Source organism: uncultured Alistipes sp. (assembly GCF_902388705.1).
In the GTDB taxonomy this organism is placed as follows: Bacteria; Bacteroidota; Bacteroidia; order Bacteroidales; family Rikenellaceae; genus Alistipes.
This window is the reverse complement of sequence record NZ_CABMQJ010000002.1, coordinates 166,732-182,856: the sequence shown is the minus strand read 5'-3', so window position 1 is coordinate 182,856 and position 16,125 is coordinate 166,732. Positions and strand designations below refer to the sequence as shown.

The following is a 16,125-nucleotide window of genomic DNA, read 5'->3' as shown; positions in this document are numbered from 1 at the left end:
GGGTTGATGTGTCCCGGACGGCCGAGATCCGTGGCCCGCGTCGCGGGGTTGGCCAGTGCGCGGATGGTCGCTGCGCGGTCGTGAATCGAAACGCCCGTGGTGCAGTCGTGCCCCAGCAGGTCGACGGTCACGGTGAACGGCGTGCCCAGCAGCGAGGTGTTGTTCTCCTCCATCATGTTGAGCCCGAGCTCCTCGCAGCGGTCTTCCGAAAGCGGGGCGCAGAGTACGCCGCGTCCCTCCTTAAGCATGAAGTTCACGATTTCGGGCGTGATTTTTTCCGCCGCCACGATGAAGTCGCCTTCGTTCTCGCGGTCTTCGTCGTCCACGACGATTACCACCTTGCCGTTGCGGAAATCTTCGATAACCTCTTCTACACTATTCAGAATCGTGTCTTTTGCCATGTCGTTTGAGTTTTATAGCGTTTTTCAATTTATTGATCGCAGGCTGCATCCGCTCGCGCAGCGCCTTGAGTTTCCCGGCGTACCAGTCCGTGTCGAGCAGCGCCGAGTCGTTCGTGGCCTTGTAGGTCAGGTACACGGCGATCGGCGTGAGTATGAACGTCGACAGCCACATGCCGTACACGGCCTCCCAGCTACCCTCTTTGGCCAGTTTCTCTCCCGACAGGCTGATGATGTAGTAGATTACGAAGAAGATAATCGACACGACGACCGGAAGTCCCAGTCCGCCTTTGCGGATGATGGCACCCAGGGGCGCGCCGATCAGGAAGAAAATCATAATCGATACCGGGAGCGACATTTTCTTGTGCCATTCGACCTTGCTGCGGTAGAGCTGGTTGAGCGCCTCCTTGGCTGCCGACTCGTCGAACGAGAACATGTTGCGCGAGTTTTTCGCGAGAGTGCGTGCCTGATTCCAGATGCGTTCTTTCTCCCGGGTCCCGAGCACGGAAACCGAGTCCGTAGCCAACATGTCGCGGAACTTGCTGCGGTCGATGCGCAGGCTGTCGGGCTGTGGCAGCACGGAGTTGTCGCGCGCGAAAATCTGCTCTTTCAGCAGGGGTTCGTACGAGCGGGTCGTGGCGTTGTTGACCATCTTCTCCAGCGAGTCGATGTCGTGCTGCAGCTCGTTGATATTCTTGGTCTGGCTGTTCGAGAACTGGTTGTCGTCGCTGCGCTGCATGGCGAAACCCTCCATGGGGATGGTCTGGTTCTGCCGGTCGAAAATGTGGTGGCGCAGTTTGCTCTGGGTGAACCACTGGCTGCTGCGGGTCTGCTCGTAGGTTTCGCCGTTGAACAGCGTCACGAGCAGGTATTTCTTGTCGTCCGACAGGCGGATGTAGCCCGAGTCGGCCACGATGGTGTTCATGTCGCCGTTGGCCGAACGGTTGTCGTAAATCAGCACGTCGCGCAGCAGGTGGGTTTCGGGATCCTGTTTGCTGACGCGAATCGACATGTTGTCGATGCCGTTGAAGAACAGGCCGTCCTGGAATTCGAGGGTCTGTTTCTGCTGGCGGATGTCGTAGATGATGCTGTATACCTTTTTGTTGGCGTACGGCACGAGGTTGTTGCCGATGAAGAAGCTGCCTACGGCGATTACGCTCACCAGGATAATCAGCGGCTTGGTGATGCGTATGAGCGACATGCCGGCCGATTTCATCGCCAGCAGTTCGTAGTTCTCGCCCAGGTTGCCCATGGTCATGATCGCCGCCAGCAGCATGGCCAGCGGCAGTCCCAGCGGAATCATGTTGGCCATGAAATAGGTCATCAGCTCGATGATGATGCCGGCGCTCAAACCCTTTCCGACCAGTTCGTCGATATAGCGCCACACGATGTTCATCATCAGGACGAACATCACGATGAAGAATGTGAGCACCATCGGCCCCAGATAGGCTTTCAGAACGAGTTTGTGGATGGTTTTCATGCGGCGGATCCGGCTTTTTTCTGACGCAAAGGTAATAGTTTTACTATAATAAGCGTAAGGGTGAGCGTAAATATTATGGCGGCGCCGGGCGGAACTTCGAAATTGTAGCTCGCGACGAGTCCCGCGACATTTCCCGCCACGGCGATGAGCGGCGCGCCGAGGGTGACGGTGCGGTATGACCGGGAGAGTGCGTTGACGATGACCACGGGCATGGTGAGCAGCGAGATGAGCAGGACGATGCCCATGATGCGGATCGAGAGGACAATCGTAACGGCAATCAGCGCCGCCATGACGTAGGAGATTACGCGCGTCGGAATGCCCCGGCTGCGGGCGAAGTCGCGGTCGAAAGCCACGTACATCACGGGCCGCAGCCACAGCAGCGCCCCTGCGATGATAGCTGCGGTCAGGATGGCGAGCGCCACGACGTCGGCGTGCGTCACCGTGACGATGCTGCCGAACAGGTAAGCCGAGAGGTCGCCCGAGGTGTAACCCGGCCGCAGGCTCATGAAAAGCGCCCCGACAGCCATGCCTACCGACCAGATGATGCCGATGGCCGAATCTTCGCGGATGCGGCCTCGGCTTCCGGCCCACTCGATGCCCAGTGCCGAAAGCACGGCGAATATCATCGCCCCGGCAATGGGATTGGCCCCGAGGTAAAAGGCGATGCCCAAGCCGCCGAACGAGGCGTGCGTGATGCCTCCCGATAGGAAAACCATCCGGCGGCATACGACGTAGGTGCCTATCACGCCGCAGGTTATGCCCGACAGGACACAGGCCGCCAATGCGTTCGACAGGTAGCCGTATTGAATCAGGTCGCTGAAAAATTCCATGCCTCGTTCTTTAATTGCGCGCAAATTTACGCTTTTTTATCGGAAAAGACCTCCCTTTTCGTGCAGTTTTCGTAATTTCGCCCGGTAAAACCGACATTTTATGCAACAACGCAGAGTCAATTTCCATACCCTCGGCTGCAAGCTCAACTTTTCGGAGAGCTCTACCCTTGCGCGGGAGTTCGAGCAGGGCGGGTTCGTGCGCGTGGCGCCCGACGCCGAGGCCGATATATGTGTCATCAACAGCTGTTCGGTGACCGAGCACGCCGACAAAAAATGCCGCAACCTGATTCGCAAGCTGCACCGCCGCAATCCCGGTGCCATCATTGCCGTGACGGGTTGTTACGCCCAGTTGAAACCGCAGGAAATAGCGGCAATCGACGGCGTAGACATTGTATTGAGCAACAATGATAAAGGAGAGTTATATAAACGGGTGGTCGAATTGTCGGGCAAGGGCCGTGCGCAGGTTTACAGTTGTGATACCGATTCGCTGACCTCGTTTTTCGCGGCCTTCTCGAGCGGCGACCGCACGCGCGCTTTCCTCAAGGTGCAGGACGGTTGCGACTACAAGTGCGCCTACTGCACCATCCACTATGCCCGGGGCGGCAGCCGCAACATGCCTGTCGCCGATTTGGTTGCGGAGGCCCGCCAGATTGCGGCCGCCGGGCAGAAAGAAATCGTTATAACGGGTATCAATACGGGGGATTTCGGCCGTACGACGGGTGAGAAGTTCATCGACCTGCTGCGTGCGCTGAATGAAGTCGACGGGATCGAGCGCTATCGTATTTCGTCCATCGAACCGAATTTACTGACGGATGAGATAATAGCATTTTGCGCCGCCTCGCCTAAATTCCAGCATCACTTCCATATCCCGCTCCAGAGCGGTTCGGACAAGATACTGGGGCTGATGCGCCGCCGCTACACCACGGCGCGTTTCGCCGACCGGATTGCCGCCGTCCGGCGGCTGATGCCCGACGCGTTTATCGGCATTGATGTGATCGTCGGCTTCCCCGGCGAAACGGAAGAGGATTTCCGCACGACCTATGACTTCCTCGCCGGTCTGGCACCGGCGTTTCTGCATATCTTTCCCTTTTCCGAACGGCCCGGAACCCCGGCCGTCGACTTGCCCGGCAAGGTGCAGCCGTCGGTGGCCACGCGCCGTGTCGGGGAGTTGGAGGTGCTTTGCGCGGAGCTGCACGGGGCATTTTGCGCCCGGGCCGCCGGAAGCGAGGATACGGTGCTGTTCGAGAGTACGAGGCGCGGCGGCATGATGTTTGGCTATACGGGCAGTTACCGCCGGGTGAAAGCGCCTTACGACAAGGCCCGCGTCAACACCATCTGCCGGGTAAAGCTCGGGGAGATGGACGAATCTCACGATTTGATGGGTGATATTCTGGATTAAATCACTATATTTGCAGGTATAAAAATTAAAAGCAATATGACGGGTTTGCGCAGAAGAGTGACGGTCGGCTTTTTAAGCATCGTCTGCCTGCTGTTTTTTTCGGGTATGGTTTCGTTCGTCGAATTGAGCCATTTGAGCCGCGATACGGGCGAGATACTCAAGGCGAACAAGCGTAACATCGAGCTGGCCAAGGAGATGCTCGATGCCGCCCACGAACAGAACGTGGCGCTGATCCGTCTTTCTGTGTTCGGCGACCGTTCCTACGACAGCCTGTGCCGCAGGAGCCTGGAGCGGTTGGAGAATACGCTGCTCGTGGCCCAGAGCGAAGCGCTCGAGAAGTCGTTTCTCGATTCGCTGGCTTTCGCCACGACCGAACTGCGCCTTTTGACCGACAATTACCTCGCTTTCGGCACTCCCGATACGGCGGTGCCGGTGGCTCCTGCGGCGGGTATACTACGCCCCGATTCCGCAGGCATCAAGTGGTACGGCAACGAGTACGAGGCTTTGTACGGCCGCCTGACTTCGGCCATCAAGAATTATATGACCTCGACGCAGAGTTCACTGGCCCCGCGTGCCGAACAGATGAAGAAGAATGCCTACCGGGCCGTGACTCCCGTGCTCATATCGTTGGCCGTGATGATTGCCATCGTGCTGATGCTCTATTACTTCATGTCGGTTTACTGTGTGAATCCCATCGTCCGGATGAACAAGGGCCTGGGCGATTACCTCTCGTTCCGTATACCGTTTACGGTCAAAGCCGACTGCAAGGACGAAGTGCTGGAGCTGAAAGAGAAAATCGAAACCCTGATAACCGTTTCCAATTCCAAGCAGACAAAAGCCTGACCAGATGCGTGTAGATGTGGTTTTACGATATGTCGGGGTCGTGATGTTGTTCATCGCGCTGTTCATGCTCCTGTCGGCGGGTATTTCCTACGTCAGCGGCATGGATTCGGCATTCTATCCCCTGCTGCTCTCTTCGCTGCTCACCGCCCTGCTGGGGGCTTTCCCGCTGATATTCGTCGAGCGCAAGGAGCAGATTACCAACAAGGAGGGCTTCTGCATCGTGGTCGGTTCGTGGCTGGTGGCCTGCGTCGTCGGGATGTTTCCCTACCTGATTTGGGGCGGGGAATTCAGTCTGGTGAATGCATGGTTCGAAAGCGTTTCGGGATTTACGACCACCGGGTCGACGATTCTCAACGACATCGAAGTGCTGCCCCGGGGCCTGCAGTTCTGGCGCTTCTCGACCACCTGGGTCGGAGGTATGGGCGTGGTGATGTTCGCGTTGCTGATTCTGCCCTCGCTGGGCCGCAACAAGATGACGCTTTCCAATGTGGAGTTGTCGACGCTTGCCAAGGATAACTACCGTTACCGCACCCAGATTATCGTGCAGATACTGCTGGTGGTCTATGTCGGGCTTACCGTGCTGTCTACCCTGCTGCTCAAGATGGCGGGCATGAACTGGTTCGATGCGCTCTGCCATGCCATGTCGGCGTGCGCCACGAGCGGTTTTTCGACCAAGAATGCCAGTGTCGCCTATTTCAACAGCCCGATGATCGACACGATTCTGATTTTCACGATGATGACTGCTGGTATCCACTTCGGGCTGATTTACGCCACGGTGACGGGCAAACGCAATAATATTTTCCGTTCGGAGGTGACGCGCTGGTACTTCGGCATGTTGTTCGCGGGTGGCCTGCTGATTGCCATCAGCCTTTTTGCGGCGAATATCTTCCCGACCTTCACGTTGGCGTTCCGCCACGGGCTGTTCCAGTTCGTGTCGCTGGTGACGACGACCGGTTTTGCGACGGCCGACTCCAACCAGTGGACGTCGTTTGCGGTTATCCTGCTGATATTCGGCTCTATCGTGTGTGCTTGTGCGGGCTCGACGGCGGGCGGTATCAAGGTCAACCGGCTGGTGCTGGCCATGAAGATGATGCGTACGCGGCTGCGCCAGCAGCAGCATCCGAACGCCGTTATCCGTATCAAGCTGGACGGGGTGATTCAGGAGTCGGAATTCCTGCATTCCGTCATGATATTCATTGTGGCGTACCTGATGCTGATTCTTGCCGGTACGGTGTTCGGCACGATGTTCGGCGTAGACCTGATGACCAGCTTTTCCGGCTCGGTGGCCTCGATTGGCAACGTCGGGCCCGGATTCGGCGAGGTGGGGTCGATGGATAATTTTTCGGCGGTACCGGCCGCCTTCAAGCTTTCCAATTCGCTGCTGATGCTGTTGGGACGTCTGGAGATTTTCGGATTCATACAACTCTTTTTCATTAAATGGTGGAGATAACCGAGATGTTGTTTCGTAAGACTTACATACTGGTATGTGCGGCGCTGCTGGGCTGTGGGAGCCTGCATGCGCAGCAACTTGCTGTCGAACCCCGTATTGCCGGGCTCGAGGGCAATGAGGAATATATGTCGCTCCTGCGCGAAGACGCGCAGTTGCAAATGCGCGAGGATTCGATTGTCAACGCCGTGGAGCGGGCCCGCAAGCAGTTGCGCGAAGACCCGGCGAACCGGCAGCGGTATTCGCAGGATATCCTGCAGCTCGAAAGCCGGATATTCGAGGTGCGCAATGCCAAGGGCCGCCTCATCGGCAGGATTAACACCATCGAGCAGGAGTGGGTGCTGGCCAACCTGAACGGTGCGGCTGCACAGCCCGCCGAACCTGCTGCCGGGAATCCTGCGGCGCTTCCCGATTCACTCAAGGTGCGCAACCTGATTTACAACCCCTGTTTCCGCGAGCAGCTGCCCGAAGCCGACTACGCCGCCCTGCTCGAAGCGCAGGGGCTGGAGCTCGGGGCCGTGGATTATGTGAACCGTTATTTCGCCAATTACGGTACGATTTCCGAATTGGCCGAGGCCTATGCCGCGGCGCAGATTGAGGCGGATGCCGTCGCGATTTACGACAAATACAACACCCTGCAGGGTTTCAACCGCGTATTGGCGGATTCGCTTTCCGGGGTGTGGAACTATATCTTCGACAACAAGAATTACGCCTACGGCTACCTGATGGACATGCAGGGGCAGGACGAAATTCTGGCACGCGAAGAGGAGCGGCTCGCGGAGGCCGCGCGGCAGTTGTCGGCCGTGCGCGGCGAAACAGCGTCGGATGCCGTGACCGACTACTTCCTGCGCAAGAAGGTGCTCGTCGGGTATGAAACGGCCGTAGCCGACGTGCTGGGGCTGACTTCGGCACGCGATTCCCTGCGCGGCGTGGCCGCACAACTGGAGGCTATCGACTTCCGCCTGCCGCGAATCGATGTGGCCGAGCGCTATTTCCTCGATTACGACAGTATCGCGTTCTCCGCGACGCCGAAATACAGCTACCAGCATCCGATTCCCGAGTGCCGGGTCTACGAGCACGGGACGATTTACCGTATCCTGCTCGGGACGTTCAATACCAAGCGGGCCGTTTCGACTTTCCGGGGCGCATACCCGCTCTCCTACCTGGTGAACGAGGATAAGAAGTGGTGTTACTACGCCGGGGGATTCGCCACGAAAGAGGAGGCCGAGGCTGCACAGAAGCTGTTGAAATCCAAAGGCTTCGTCCGGCCCGAGATCGTAGTCTGGACCGACGGCGAATACCGCAACCTTTCGAGCGATCCCGAGGCGCAGCAGATTGTCTACCGGGTCGAGATTACCGGCACCGAGGCGTTGTCGGACGACGTGAAGACCGTGATTGCCGATACGGCCGAGGGGTGCGAACTTTCGCGTGTGGGACAGCAGTTGTTCGTCGTCGGGATGTTCGACGACAAGGCCGTGGCCGACCGGGTGGCGGCCGCGATAACGCAAACCGACCCCGCTTTGGAAATAAAAGTCGCGGAAATTGCGGAATAATTGAAATTAATCCTTATCTTTAGTGCAATATTCAACAACCCTTTATGACGATGTTCTATATTGTACTCCTGATTGTGTTCGGCCTGCTCTTCCTGGTGGCCGAACTGGTGCTGTTGCCGGGCGTGTCGATCGGCGCCGTCCTTTCGCTGGTCTGCTACGGCAGTTCCATTTACCTCGCGTATCGTGATTACGGTCCCGTGACGGGGACGCTGGTGGTGCTGGTTATCCTGGTGCTGTCGCTCGTTGCGACGGTCATCTCCCTGCGCGCCAAGACGTGGCAGCGCTTCTCGCTCAAGCAGAAAATCAACTCGTCGAGCATGCCCACCACGCCCGAGCAGGAACTGAACGTGGGCGATCGCGGCACGACCCTTTCGCGCCTTTCGCCGATGGGGAAGATCGAGGTCGGGGGTAAAATCTACGAAGCCAAGTCGCTCGACGCATACGTCGACCCGCGGCGGGAGGTCGAAGTCGTGGGCTTCGAAAATTTCAGTGTCATTGTAAAAACAACCAAAAAATAGACTATTATGGATATGCAGGCAGGATTAATTGTTCTGATAATTTTCGTGAGCCTTTTTGCCATCTGGCTCATCTTCTATTTCATTCCGGTGGGACTGTGGTTCTCGGCGCTGGTGTCGGGCGTGCGTGTCAGCCTGCTGCAGCTCATCCTGATGCGCTGGCGCAAGGTGCCGCCCTCGACAATCGTGTCTTCGATGATCGAGAGCACGAAAGCCGGACTGGAGCTCAACCCCAACGAACTGGAAGCACACTATCTGGCGGGCGGTAACGTCACCAACGTGGTGCATGCGCTGGTATCGGCGCAGAAAGCCAATATCATGCTCGACTTCAAGATGGCTACGGCCATCGATCTCGCCGGCCGCGACGTGTTCGAAGCCGTGCAGATGTCGGTGAACCCCAAGGTCATCAATACGCCTCCCGTGGCTGCCGTGGCCAAAGACGGCATTCAGCTGATTGCCAAGGCCCGCGTTACGGTGCGTGCCAATATCAAGCAGCTGGTCGGCGGCGCAGGTGAGGAAACCGTGCTGGCGCGTGTCGGCGAGGGTATCGTATCGTCGATCGGTTCGGCCGCTTCGCACAAGATTGTACTGGAGAATCCCGATTCGATTTCCCGCGTCGTGCTCGAAAAGGGGCTCGATGCCGGCACCGCTTTCGAAATCCTTTCGATCGACATCGCCGACATCGACGTAGGTAAGAATATCGGCGCCCAGTTGCAGATGGACCAGGCGCAGGCCGACAAGAATATCGCACAGGCCAAAGCCGAAGAGCGCCGGGCCATGGCCGTAGCGCTCGAACAGGAGAACAAGGCCAAGGCGCAGGACGCGCGCGCCAAGGTGATTCTCGCCGAGGCCGAAGTGCCGCTGGCGATGGCCGAGGCGTTCCGCAACGGCAATCTGGGCATCATGGATTACTACAAGATGAAAAACATCATGGCCGACACGACGATGCGCGAAACCATCGCCCGGCCGGAGAAAAAATAACCTTTCGGGGAGATGTTCAGGGGGCGCGGATTTCATCCGCGCCTCTTTTTTTGTATATTTGGGCAAATAATTTCCGGACTATGAAAAAAATGCTTGTTTTGCTGTTCCTCGGCGCTTGTACGGCCGCTTCGGCGCAGGTGCGTTTCGACGACTGGTTCCTCGACAGGACGATGCGTTTCGACTATTACCACAGCGGCGACAGCCGTTCGGAGGAGTATTTTTTCGACGAACTGAAGGCGGAACCCTACTGGGCCGGGTCGAAAGTGTCGCTGCTCGACACGACGGGGTACGGTAACCAGTATTTCCGTATCGTCGACCGTGCTTCGGGGCAGGAAATCTACTCGCGGGGTTTCTGTACGCTTTTCAACGAGTGGCAGGGCACGGCCGAGGCCGACAGCATACGCCGCTCCTACCCCGAGTCGGTGGTCTTTCCCTATCCCAAACGCCCGTGCCGCATCGAAATCTTCGGTCGTGATGCCAAGGGGCGTTTCGAGAAACGGTTCGGCCAGAATATCGATCCCGCTTCCTATTTCATCGTGCAGTTTACGCCCCGTTACGAAACGTTCGAAGTGGCGTACAGCGGCAATCCCGCGCGGCGGGTCGACATCGTGCTGCTGCCCGAGGGGTATGCCGCCGGAGAGCGGGCGAAGTTCGAATCCGCCTGCCGGGAGTTCGCCCGCGAGTTTTTCAGCTATTCGCCTTATAAGGAGAATGCCTATCGCTTCAACATCCGCGCCGTGTGGGCTCCGTCCGCCGAATCGGGCGTGACGATTCCGGGCGAGCATGTCTGGCGCAATACGGCCTGCGGGGCGGAGTTCTATACGTTCGATTCGGAGCGGTACCAGATGGTCACCGACTTCCAGCGCGTGCGCGACATCGCGGCGCATGTACCCTACGATTATATCTACGTGCTGTCGAATACCCAGAAATACGGCGGCGGGGGGATTTTCAATTTTTACGGCATCAGCGCTGCGCACCACCCCACGCGAACCGGGAAAATCTATGTGCATGAATTCGGCCACCTGCTGCTCGGACTGGGCGACGAATACGTGGGTACGACTTCGTACGACGACATGTATGCGAAAGACGTCGAACCATGGGAGCCGAACCTGACGACGCTCGTCCGTTTCGGGGATAAGTTCTGGAAAGCGATGGTGCCGCCGGGAACACCTGTGCCGACGCCCGATACCGCGGAATACGACGGTGTCGTGGGCGTTTTCGAGGGCGGAGGATATGCTGCCGAGGGGGTCTACCGCCCGTGGCGGAACTGCCTGATGAACAACCTGCACCGCACGGATAAGTTCTGCCCCGTCTGCACGAAGGCCATCTGCGACTATATCGATTTCATCTGCCGGTAAGGGCGAATGAAATATGGCGTCCGATAACTCCCCGTCTTAAACGGCTTCACCCCTGCTGCAATGCGCTGCGGCAGGGGTGAGTTTATGTTGCGAAGTTCGCCGGAGAAGTGCCGTTTGCGGCTGTATCGGCTGGCGCAGTTACATCCTGGTTGTCAGTAAACCTCTTCGGGCAGCGTTTCGCCTACGGGTTCGCCCTCCAGGTTGTCTTTCCACTTGATCGCGGCGTGCGTGCCGTCACAGTAGGGCTTGTTGGCCGACTGGCCGCAGCGGCAGACGACTACGCGGTTGCGGATTTCATAGGTGCGGCCGTCTTCGCGCCGCATGGGGATTCCGCCGCGGAGCCACAGGCCTCCGCTGGCGCCGATGGTGATGTCTTCGATAAGCCCCAGGCCCGGTTCGAAACGGAACTCGTAGGGCTTCATCGTATCTTTGTCCCAGGCCATCAGGCGGCCGCTGGGGCACATCGAGGCCTCACGAATCGCCAATTTGCGTGCCTCGGGATCGTCCGACTCCTCGGTCAGCGTCCATGCATCGCCGTGCGGGTGGCAAAAACGTGCAAAAACGCAGTATTTTTCGTTGTCGGTCATCTGGAGCGTTCCCCCGTCGATTACTTCCGCTTCGTCGAGCAGCGAGTCGGGAACCGCCGTGAGCTCGGGGTTCCAACGGGCGGTTTCGTGGCTTCCGTCGCAGTAGGGTTTGCGGTGTGAAACCCCGCAGCGGCAAAGTGCCGTCGGCTCCGATTCGGTCGAAAAATGTTTGCCCTCCTGGAAATACCAGCTCTCGTTGAGCTCGTTGGGCATGATGAATTGCTCGGCCAGCGGCGGCCGGCCGTAAACCAGATAGGGTCCTTTCTCGGTTACCGTGATGCTGAAACGCTCCTTTGCGGGGGAGCTTCCCGTTTCAATTTTCAATCTGGACATACTATTTGCATTTATAATCCGTTTAAGGATAAGCGGCAATAATTATTCCCAAATAAATTATTTGGGATGTCCTTGTAGGATTTATCCCGCTTTTTGGTATCTTTGCAAAGATTTTTTTAACTGGATTTCAGTAAATATAAGTAATATGAAAGGATTCGTAAGGCTGATGACCGTGGTTGTGACCGCAGCGGTTTTCATTGCGGCGTGCAGCAAGGACAAGGATTCGGGCAAAATCATGCTCGACTCTTCCGCAGTGTTTTTTGCAGCGGCGGGCGGCACGGAAACGGTGACGTTCTCGGTCAGTAACATCAAGACGATCTCCGTGACGAGCAAACCTGCCGGATGGAGCGAGCCGACTATCGACCTGGTTGCCGGTACGCTCGTGGTTACGGCTCCTTCGGCCGAAGACATCGAGAGCGGCGATGCCGTCAGAACGGGTTCTTTCTCGCTGTCCGGGACGACACCGGGCGGGTCGATTGCATCGGCGACGCTTTTCGTGGGGATCGTGTCGACGGAGGATTTGAGCGAAGGCAACAAGGTGGCCAACAGTTATATCGCGACGCAGAAAGAGACGAACTACCTGTTCGATGCCATGCGCCGGGGCGACGGCTCCCAGCTGGCTACCGACCACGTAGGTATCGTGTGGCAGTCCAAATCGGGCCTGCTGCAATACCTGGATTTCGAAGACGGCAAAGCGTCGTTCTATGTCGGTGCCGACAGCGATAACGATAATATTATCAAACGCGGCAATGCCATTGTCGGTGCCTACGATGCCGACGGCGTACTGCTTTGGAGCTGGCATGTGTGGGTTGCGGATTACAATCCCGATGCGGAGGGCGGTTCGGTCGACTTCAACGGCTATACGATGATGTCGCGTAACCTCGGGGCGCTCGACAACGATAATTCGTCATCGGATAAAATCCTCGCTTCGTACGGCCTCTACTACCAGTGGGGCCGCAAAGACCCGTTCATCGGCCCGGATACCTATCAGGCCAGCCAGGGGGCCTCTGCGACCATGTACAGCGGTACCGGCGGCCGTGTCTACCTGAAGACGGTGGAATCGAGTGCCGAAACGGGTACGGCGGAGTATGCCGTGCAGAATCCCGTGACGTTTATTCTCGGGACTTCCGAATCGGGTTACGACTGGCGCTGGAACGAGGACGCCGGCAGTTGGTCGCCCGATGACAACGTCGGTTCCAAAAGCGTAAACGACCCCTGTCCTTACGGATGGCGCGTCGCTCCCTCGGCGGCTTTCAAGGGCCTTGCAATCAAGGAGCCGCTCGATGTCGGCTATGAGCCGTATTACGATAAATTCGGCTGGACGCTGACCGACGGTGCGTCCGAGTCGCTCTTCATCGGTGCAGGCCGCCGCATCTACCGGAACATCTCGGATGAAAACGAGGGCGGCGGAAGCATCCAGAATTTCTATCCCACTCCCGTGCAGGACAAGCAAACCCGTAATACGGCACTCTATAACCAGCCCTGGGTCGGTTACTACTGGACGACGCTGGCTGCCGCGGAGAGGAAGTCTTCGGCGTTCTATTTCTGGTTCAACAAGAGTGACGTCGAAACCAGCAACGTGCAGGAATCGGCACTCCAATACCGTTCCAACGGCATGCAGGTGCGCTGCGTAAAGGTGAGAACGCGGTAGGCGAACCGGGTATGAGATAACGGGCCGGCAACATGCCGGCCCGTTTTGTTTGGTATAACAGTTGCTGTGTGGGCGGTAAATCCACGGGCAATGAAAATCAAAACAGGAAAAGGTACTATCTCGCTTATGGTATTGCTGGCGATTTGGTCGGTTTCGGCCATCGCCTCGCTTCCGGGTCTTGCCATCTCCCCTATCCTCGGCGACCTGAACAAAATATTTCCGGAGGCTACCGACCTCGAGATACAGATGCTGACGTCGCTTCCGTCGCTGCTTATCATTCCGTTCGTGCTGCTTTCGGGAAAGCTTTCCGTGGGCAGGGACAACCTCAAGATACTTATGGTCGGGCTTTCCGTCTTTTTCTTGAGCGGAGTGGCCTGCCTGTTCGCCAAGAGCATGGCGTGGCTGATTGTCATCAGCTGCATTCTGGGAATCGGCGCGGGGATGGTGATTCCGTTGTCCACGGGATTGGTCGTCGACTATTTCACGGGCGATTACCGGGTGCGCCAGCTGGGCTTGAGCTCTTCGATTAACAACCTGACCCTCGTGCTGGCCACCGTCGTGACGGGCTACCTGGCCAATGTCGACTGGCACCTGCCTTTTCTGGTTTACACGCTGCCGGGAGTCTCGCTGGTGCTGTCGTTTTTCCTCAAGCGCCGCCGTTCGGAGCCGGAACCCGAGCAGAGTATTCAGCGGCGCCATAAGATGATCGATCGCCGCAAGCTCGTCGAGTTGATGCTGTTCTACTTCTTCATTACCTTTGCCGTGCTGGTCGTGACGTTCTACACTGCATTCCTTGTCGACGACTACAAAATCGACAGCTCTTTCTCGGGGGTGCTTATCTCGCTTTTTTTCCTGGCAATCATGCTGCCCGGACTGTTCATCGACAACATCATCCGTCTGCTGAAGCGTAATGTCAATCTCGTGTCGCTCGGGCTGGTTTGTGCGGGACTGCTGTGCGTCGGCATTTTCCGGGACAAGGCGATGCTGGTCATCGGCGTACTGTGCGCCGGGTTCGGTTACGGGGTAATGCAGCCTGTCGTTTACGACAAGGCGGCGACGATTGCTCCGCCGCGTTCGGCGACGCTGGCCCTGTCGTTCGTCATGGCGATGAACTACCTGGCCGTAATGGTGTGTCCCTTTATCGTGGACATCCTCCGCCATATCTTCGGCACGCACAGCGACCGGTTTCCGTTTTTCTTCAACGCAGCGCTGGTGCTTGCCGCCGCTGTCTTCACGTTCCGCCGCCGGGACAATTTTACGCTCGGCCTCGATGAATCCTATTATAAAAACTGATGAAATAGCTTGGTAATAACGCAAAAAGGTTTAAATTTGTGCTGAAAAGTCACTAACCCTCATTGCGCCTTACCAACCATGAAAAAAATGTTTTTTGCGGCATGGACGATTGTCTTCGTCGCTGCCGGCTGTGCAAAGTCCGAATCCGACGTCTACCTCGTCCGGATAGCCCCGACAATTTCGACCCGTGTTACGGGGATGTATTTCGATACTGGTGACCGGATCGGAGTCACCATAACCAAAGGCTCGGAAATTTATGCCGGGAATGTCGAAATGGCCTACGACGGGGCTGCCTTTGCCTCCGGGCTGGTGTGGTACGGCGGCATGCATGAAAAATCGACGCTGACGGCCTATTATCCTTATGATGAAAAAGGCATGCCCGCCGAATTCACCGTCGCCGCCGACCAGACGGCCGGCACGGCTTCGTCCGATTTGCTCGTCGCGGTGAAAAAGGATGCTGCACCCGCCTCGGCTCCGGTCGGGATGCTTTTCAACCATCTGCTCTCGCAGCTGACAATCGTCGTTGCCAACAGTTCCGATTCACCTGTGTCCGGAGTTACCGTCGGAGGGCTGGTTCCCGTCGCGGAGATCGATTTCGACGTGCCGGCTGCTTCGGTCAAGGCCGGCGCGGCAGCGGCCAATGTCAGGGCGTTCGAGGTGACGCCCGATGCTGCGTATCGTGCGATTCTCGTGCCGCAGCAGGCGGCCCTGACCGTTACGGTGACGACCGCCGACGGAAAAAGCCATACCAAGACCCTCTCGTCCGCCCTGCTCGAAGGCGGAAGGCGTTACGACATGTCGGTCGATGTGACCAATATCGACATCGAAGTGAAGTTGAGCGGTGAAATCGGCGATTGGGTGGACGGCGGTTCGCTCGGCGACGGCGGCAGCGGCGGAGGTTCCGGGACGCTTGCCTATGCCGGTGCGACCTACCGGACAGCCTCCTTCGGCGATAGGGAGTGGATGACGCAGAGCCTGCGTTATGTGCCCGACGAGGCGTTGCTTAAAAACGGCGTTTGGTATCCCTGCCGGGGCAATGCGGAAGCCGTGGACACGGAGTATGTCGCGGAGCGCGGCATGCTGTACAGTTTCAGGACGGCAATCGGAGATGCGGCGGCCGGTACGCCCGTGCAGGGGATTTGTCCCCCGGGATGGCATATCCCGGATATTACGGAGTTGCAGCAACTGGTCGCCAGCCCCGAGTATACGGACGCTTTCTTTACCTGTGCCGGGATGTGGAACGCCGAGGATAGACGCTATATTTCCGAAACGAAAGGATACCTGATGAGTTGCACGACTTCCGACGGAGGCGCTACCTACAGTGCCTTGTATTTCCTCGCGAGCGGAGGTAAACCCGAGACGGTTCCCTATTCGGCGGGAAACGGCGTTTCGCTGCGGTGTGTGAAAGACTTGTAGCAACGCGGTGAGGTATGAAAGAGCGGGCTCCCCGAACAATT

The 16,125-nt window shown here is 57.6% G+C and carries 14 protein-coding genes; 10 read left to right on the top strand and 4 right to left on the bottom strand.

Going from position 1 to position 16,125, the window contains the following annotated elements:
• The 3 genes from QZT71_RS01630 to QZT71_RS01620 form a co-directional block, all read right to left on the bottom strand.
• Window positions 1-401 (bottom strand): 3,4-dihydroxy-2-butanone-4-phosphate synthase (locus QZT71_RS01630; RefSeq protein ID WP_295911449.1); only part of this gene is annotated, 401 nt, incomplete at its 3' end.
• Complete coding sequence (locus QZT71_RS01625) at window positions 376-1,878, bottom strand: LptF/LptG family permease (protein WP_295911448.1); 1,503 nt, start codon at window positions 1,876-1,878, stop codon at window positions 376-378. The genes QZT71_RS01625 and QZT71_RS01630, both read right to left, overlap by 26 nt.
• Window positions 1,875-2,708, bottom strand: a complete 834-nt coding sequence (locus QZT71_RS01620; protein ID WP_295911446.1) for a metal ABC transporter permease — start codon at window positions 2,706-2,708, stop codon at window positions 1,875-1,877. Before QZT71_RS01620 ends, QZT71_RS01625 begins: the two co-directional genes overlap by 4 nt.
• A 100-nt stretch (window positions 2,709-2,808) precedes the next feature.
• On the opposite strand from QZT71_RS01620, the gene mtaB reads away from it, so the two are divergent.
• The 7 genes from mtaB (at window position 2,809) to QZT71_RS01585 (ending at window position 10,804) form a co-directional block, all read left to right on the top strand.
• The gene (mtaB, locus tag QZT71_RS01615; protein ID WP_295911445.1) at window positions 2,809-4,107 is read left to right on the top strand and encodes a tRNA (N(6)-L-threonylcarbamoyladenosine(37)-C(2))-methylthiotransferase MtaB; all 1,299 of its coding nucleotides are present in this window, start codon (window positions 2,809-2,811) and stop codon (window positions 4,105-4,107) included.
• Window positions 4,108-4,143: 36 nt separating this feature from the next.
• Entirely contained in the window at window positions 4,144-4,950 is an 807-nt protein-coding gene (locus tag QZT71_RS01610; RefSeq protein ID WP_295911443.1) for a hypothetical protein, read from the top strand.
• Between the two features lie 4 nt (window positions 4,951-4,954).
• On the top strand, window positions 4,955-6,400 hold the full coding sequence (locus tag QZT71_RS01605; protein ID WP_295911442.1) for a TrkH family potassium uptake protein: 1,446 nt from the start codon (window positions 4,955-4,957) through the stop codon (window positions 6,398-6,400).
• Window positions 6,388-7,950 (top strand): SPOR domain-containing protein, encoded by a 1,563-nt coding sequence (locus tag QZT71_RS01600; RefSeq protein WP_295911440.1) that lies wholly within the window; start codon window positions 6,388-6,390, stop codon window positions 7,948-7,950. The genes QZT71_RS01605 and QZT71_RS01600 overlap by 13 nt, the downstream gene beginning before the upstream one ends.
• A gap of 44 nt (window positions 7,951-7,994) precedes the next feature.
• Window positions 7,995-8,468 carry an NfeD family protein gene (locus QZT71_RS01595; RefSeq protein WP_295911438.1) on the top strand — a complete coding sequence of 158 codons (474 nt, stop codon included), beginning with the start codon at window positions 7,995-7,997 and terminating at the stop codon, window positions 8,466-8,468.
• Window positions 8,469-8,474: 6 nt separating this feature from the next.
• A complete protein-coding gene (gene floA / locus QZT71_RS01590) occupies window positions 8,475-9,446 on the top strand; it encodes a flotillin-like protein FloA (protein ID WP_295911436.1) in 972 nt (323 codons plus the stop codon).
• A gap of 80 nt (window positions 9,447-9,526) precedes the next feature.
• Window positions 9,527-10,804, top strand: a complete 1,278-nt coding sequence (locus QZT71_RS01585; protein WP_295911434.1) for a M64 family metallopeptidase — start codon at window positions 9,527-9,529, stop codon at window positions 10,802-10,804.
• Between the two features lie 152 nt (window positions 10,805-10,956).
• Here the strand turns inward: QZT71_RS01585 and QZT71_RS01580 are convergent, their stop codons facing one another.
• Window positions 10,957-11,724, bottom strand: a complete 768-nt coding sequence (locus QZT71_RS01580; protein ID WP_295911433.1) for a CDGSH iron-sulfur domain-containing protein — start codon at window positions 11,722-11,724, stop codon at window positions 10,957-10,959.
• A gap of 145 nt (window positions 11,725-11,869) precedes the next feature.
• On the opposite strand from QZT71_RS01580, the gene QZT71_RS01575 reads away from it, so the two are divergent.
• The 3 genes from QZT71_RS01575 (at window position 11,870) to QZT71_RS01565 (ending at window position 16,084) form a co-directional block, all read left to right on the top strand.
• Window positions 11,870-13,375: a hypothetical protein gene (locus QZT71_RS01575; RefSeq protein ID WP_295911432.1), complete on the top strand. Its 1,506-nt coding sequence runs from the start codon at window positions 11,870-11,872 to the stop codon at window positions 13,373-13,375.
• Window positions 13,376-13,465: 90 nt separating this feature from the next.
• Entirely contained in the window at window positions 13,466-14,668 is a 1,203-nt protein-coding gene (locus QZT71_RS01570; RefSeq protein ID WP_295911431.1) for an MFS transporter, read from the top strand.
• A gap of 78 nt (window positions 14,669-14,746) precedes the next feature.
• Window positions 14,747-16,084, top strand: a complete 1,338-nt coding sequence (locus QZT71_RS01565) for a fimbrillin family protein (protein ID WP_295911429.1) — start codon at window positions 14,747-14,749, stop codon at window positions 16,082-16,084.
• Window positions 16,085-16,125: the final 41 nt, after the last annotated feature.

Bases quoted from the DNA above. Each gene is read 5' to 3' on its own strand.
- QZT71_RS01570 (WP_295911431.1), top strand. From the start codon at position 13,466: ATGAAAATCAAAACAGGAAAAGGTACTATCTCGCTTATGGTATTGCTG.
- QZT71_RS01605 (WP_295911442.1), top strand. From the start codon at position 4,955: ATGCGTGTAGATGTGGTTTTACGATATGTCGGGGTCGTGATGTTGTTC.
- QZT71_RS01565 (WP_295911429.1), top strand. From the start codon at position 14,747: ATGAAAAAAATGTTTTTTGCGGCATGGACGATTGTCTTCGTCGCTGCC.
- QZT71_RS01625 (WP_295911448.1), bottom strand. From the start codon at position 1,878: ATGAAAACCATCCACAAACTCGTTCTGAAAGCCTATCTGGGGCCGATG.
- QZT71_RS01620 (WP_295911446.1), bottom strand. From the start codon at position 2,708: ATGGAATTTTTCAGCGACCTGATTCAATACGGCTACCTGTCGAACGCA.
- QZT71_RS01600 (WP_295911440.1), top strand. From the start codon at position 6,388: ATGGTGGAGATAACCGAGATGTTGTTTCGTAAGACTTACATACTGGTA.
- floA (WP_295911436.1), top strand. From the start codon at position 8,475: ATGGATATGCAGGCAGGATTAATTGTTCTGATAATTTTCGTGAGCCTT.
- QZT71_RS01610 (WP_295911443.1), top strand. From the start codon at position 4,144: ATGACGGGTTTGCGCAGAAGAGTGACGGTCGGCTTTTTAAGCATCGTC.
- mtaB (WP_295911445.1), top strand. From the start codon at position 2,809: ATGCAACAACGCAGAGTCAATTTCCATACCCTCGGCTGCAAGCTCAAC.
- QZT71_RS01580 (WP_295911433.1), bottom strand. From the start codon at position 11,724: ATGTCCAGATTGAAAATTGAAACGGGAAGCTCCCCCGCAAAGGAGCGT.
- QZT71_RS01595 (WP_295911438.1), top strand. From the start codon at position 7,995: ATGACGATGTTCTATATTGTACTCCTGATTGTGTTCGGCCTGCTCTTC.
- QZT71_RS01575 (WP_295911432.1), top strand. From the start codon at position 11,870: ATGAAAGGATTCGTAAGGCTGATGACCGTGGTTGTGACCGCAGCGGTT.
- QZT71_RS01585 (WP_295911434.1), top strand. From the start codon at position 9,527: ATGAAAAAAATGCTTGTTTTGCTGTTCCTCGGCGCTTGTACGGCCGCT.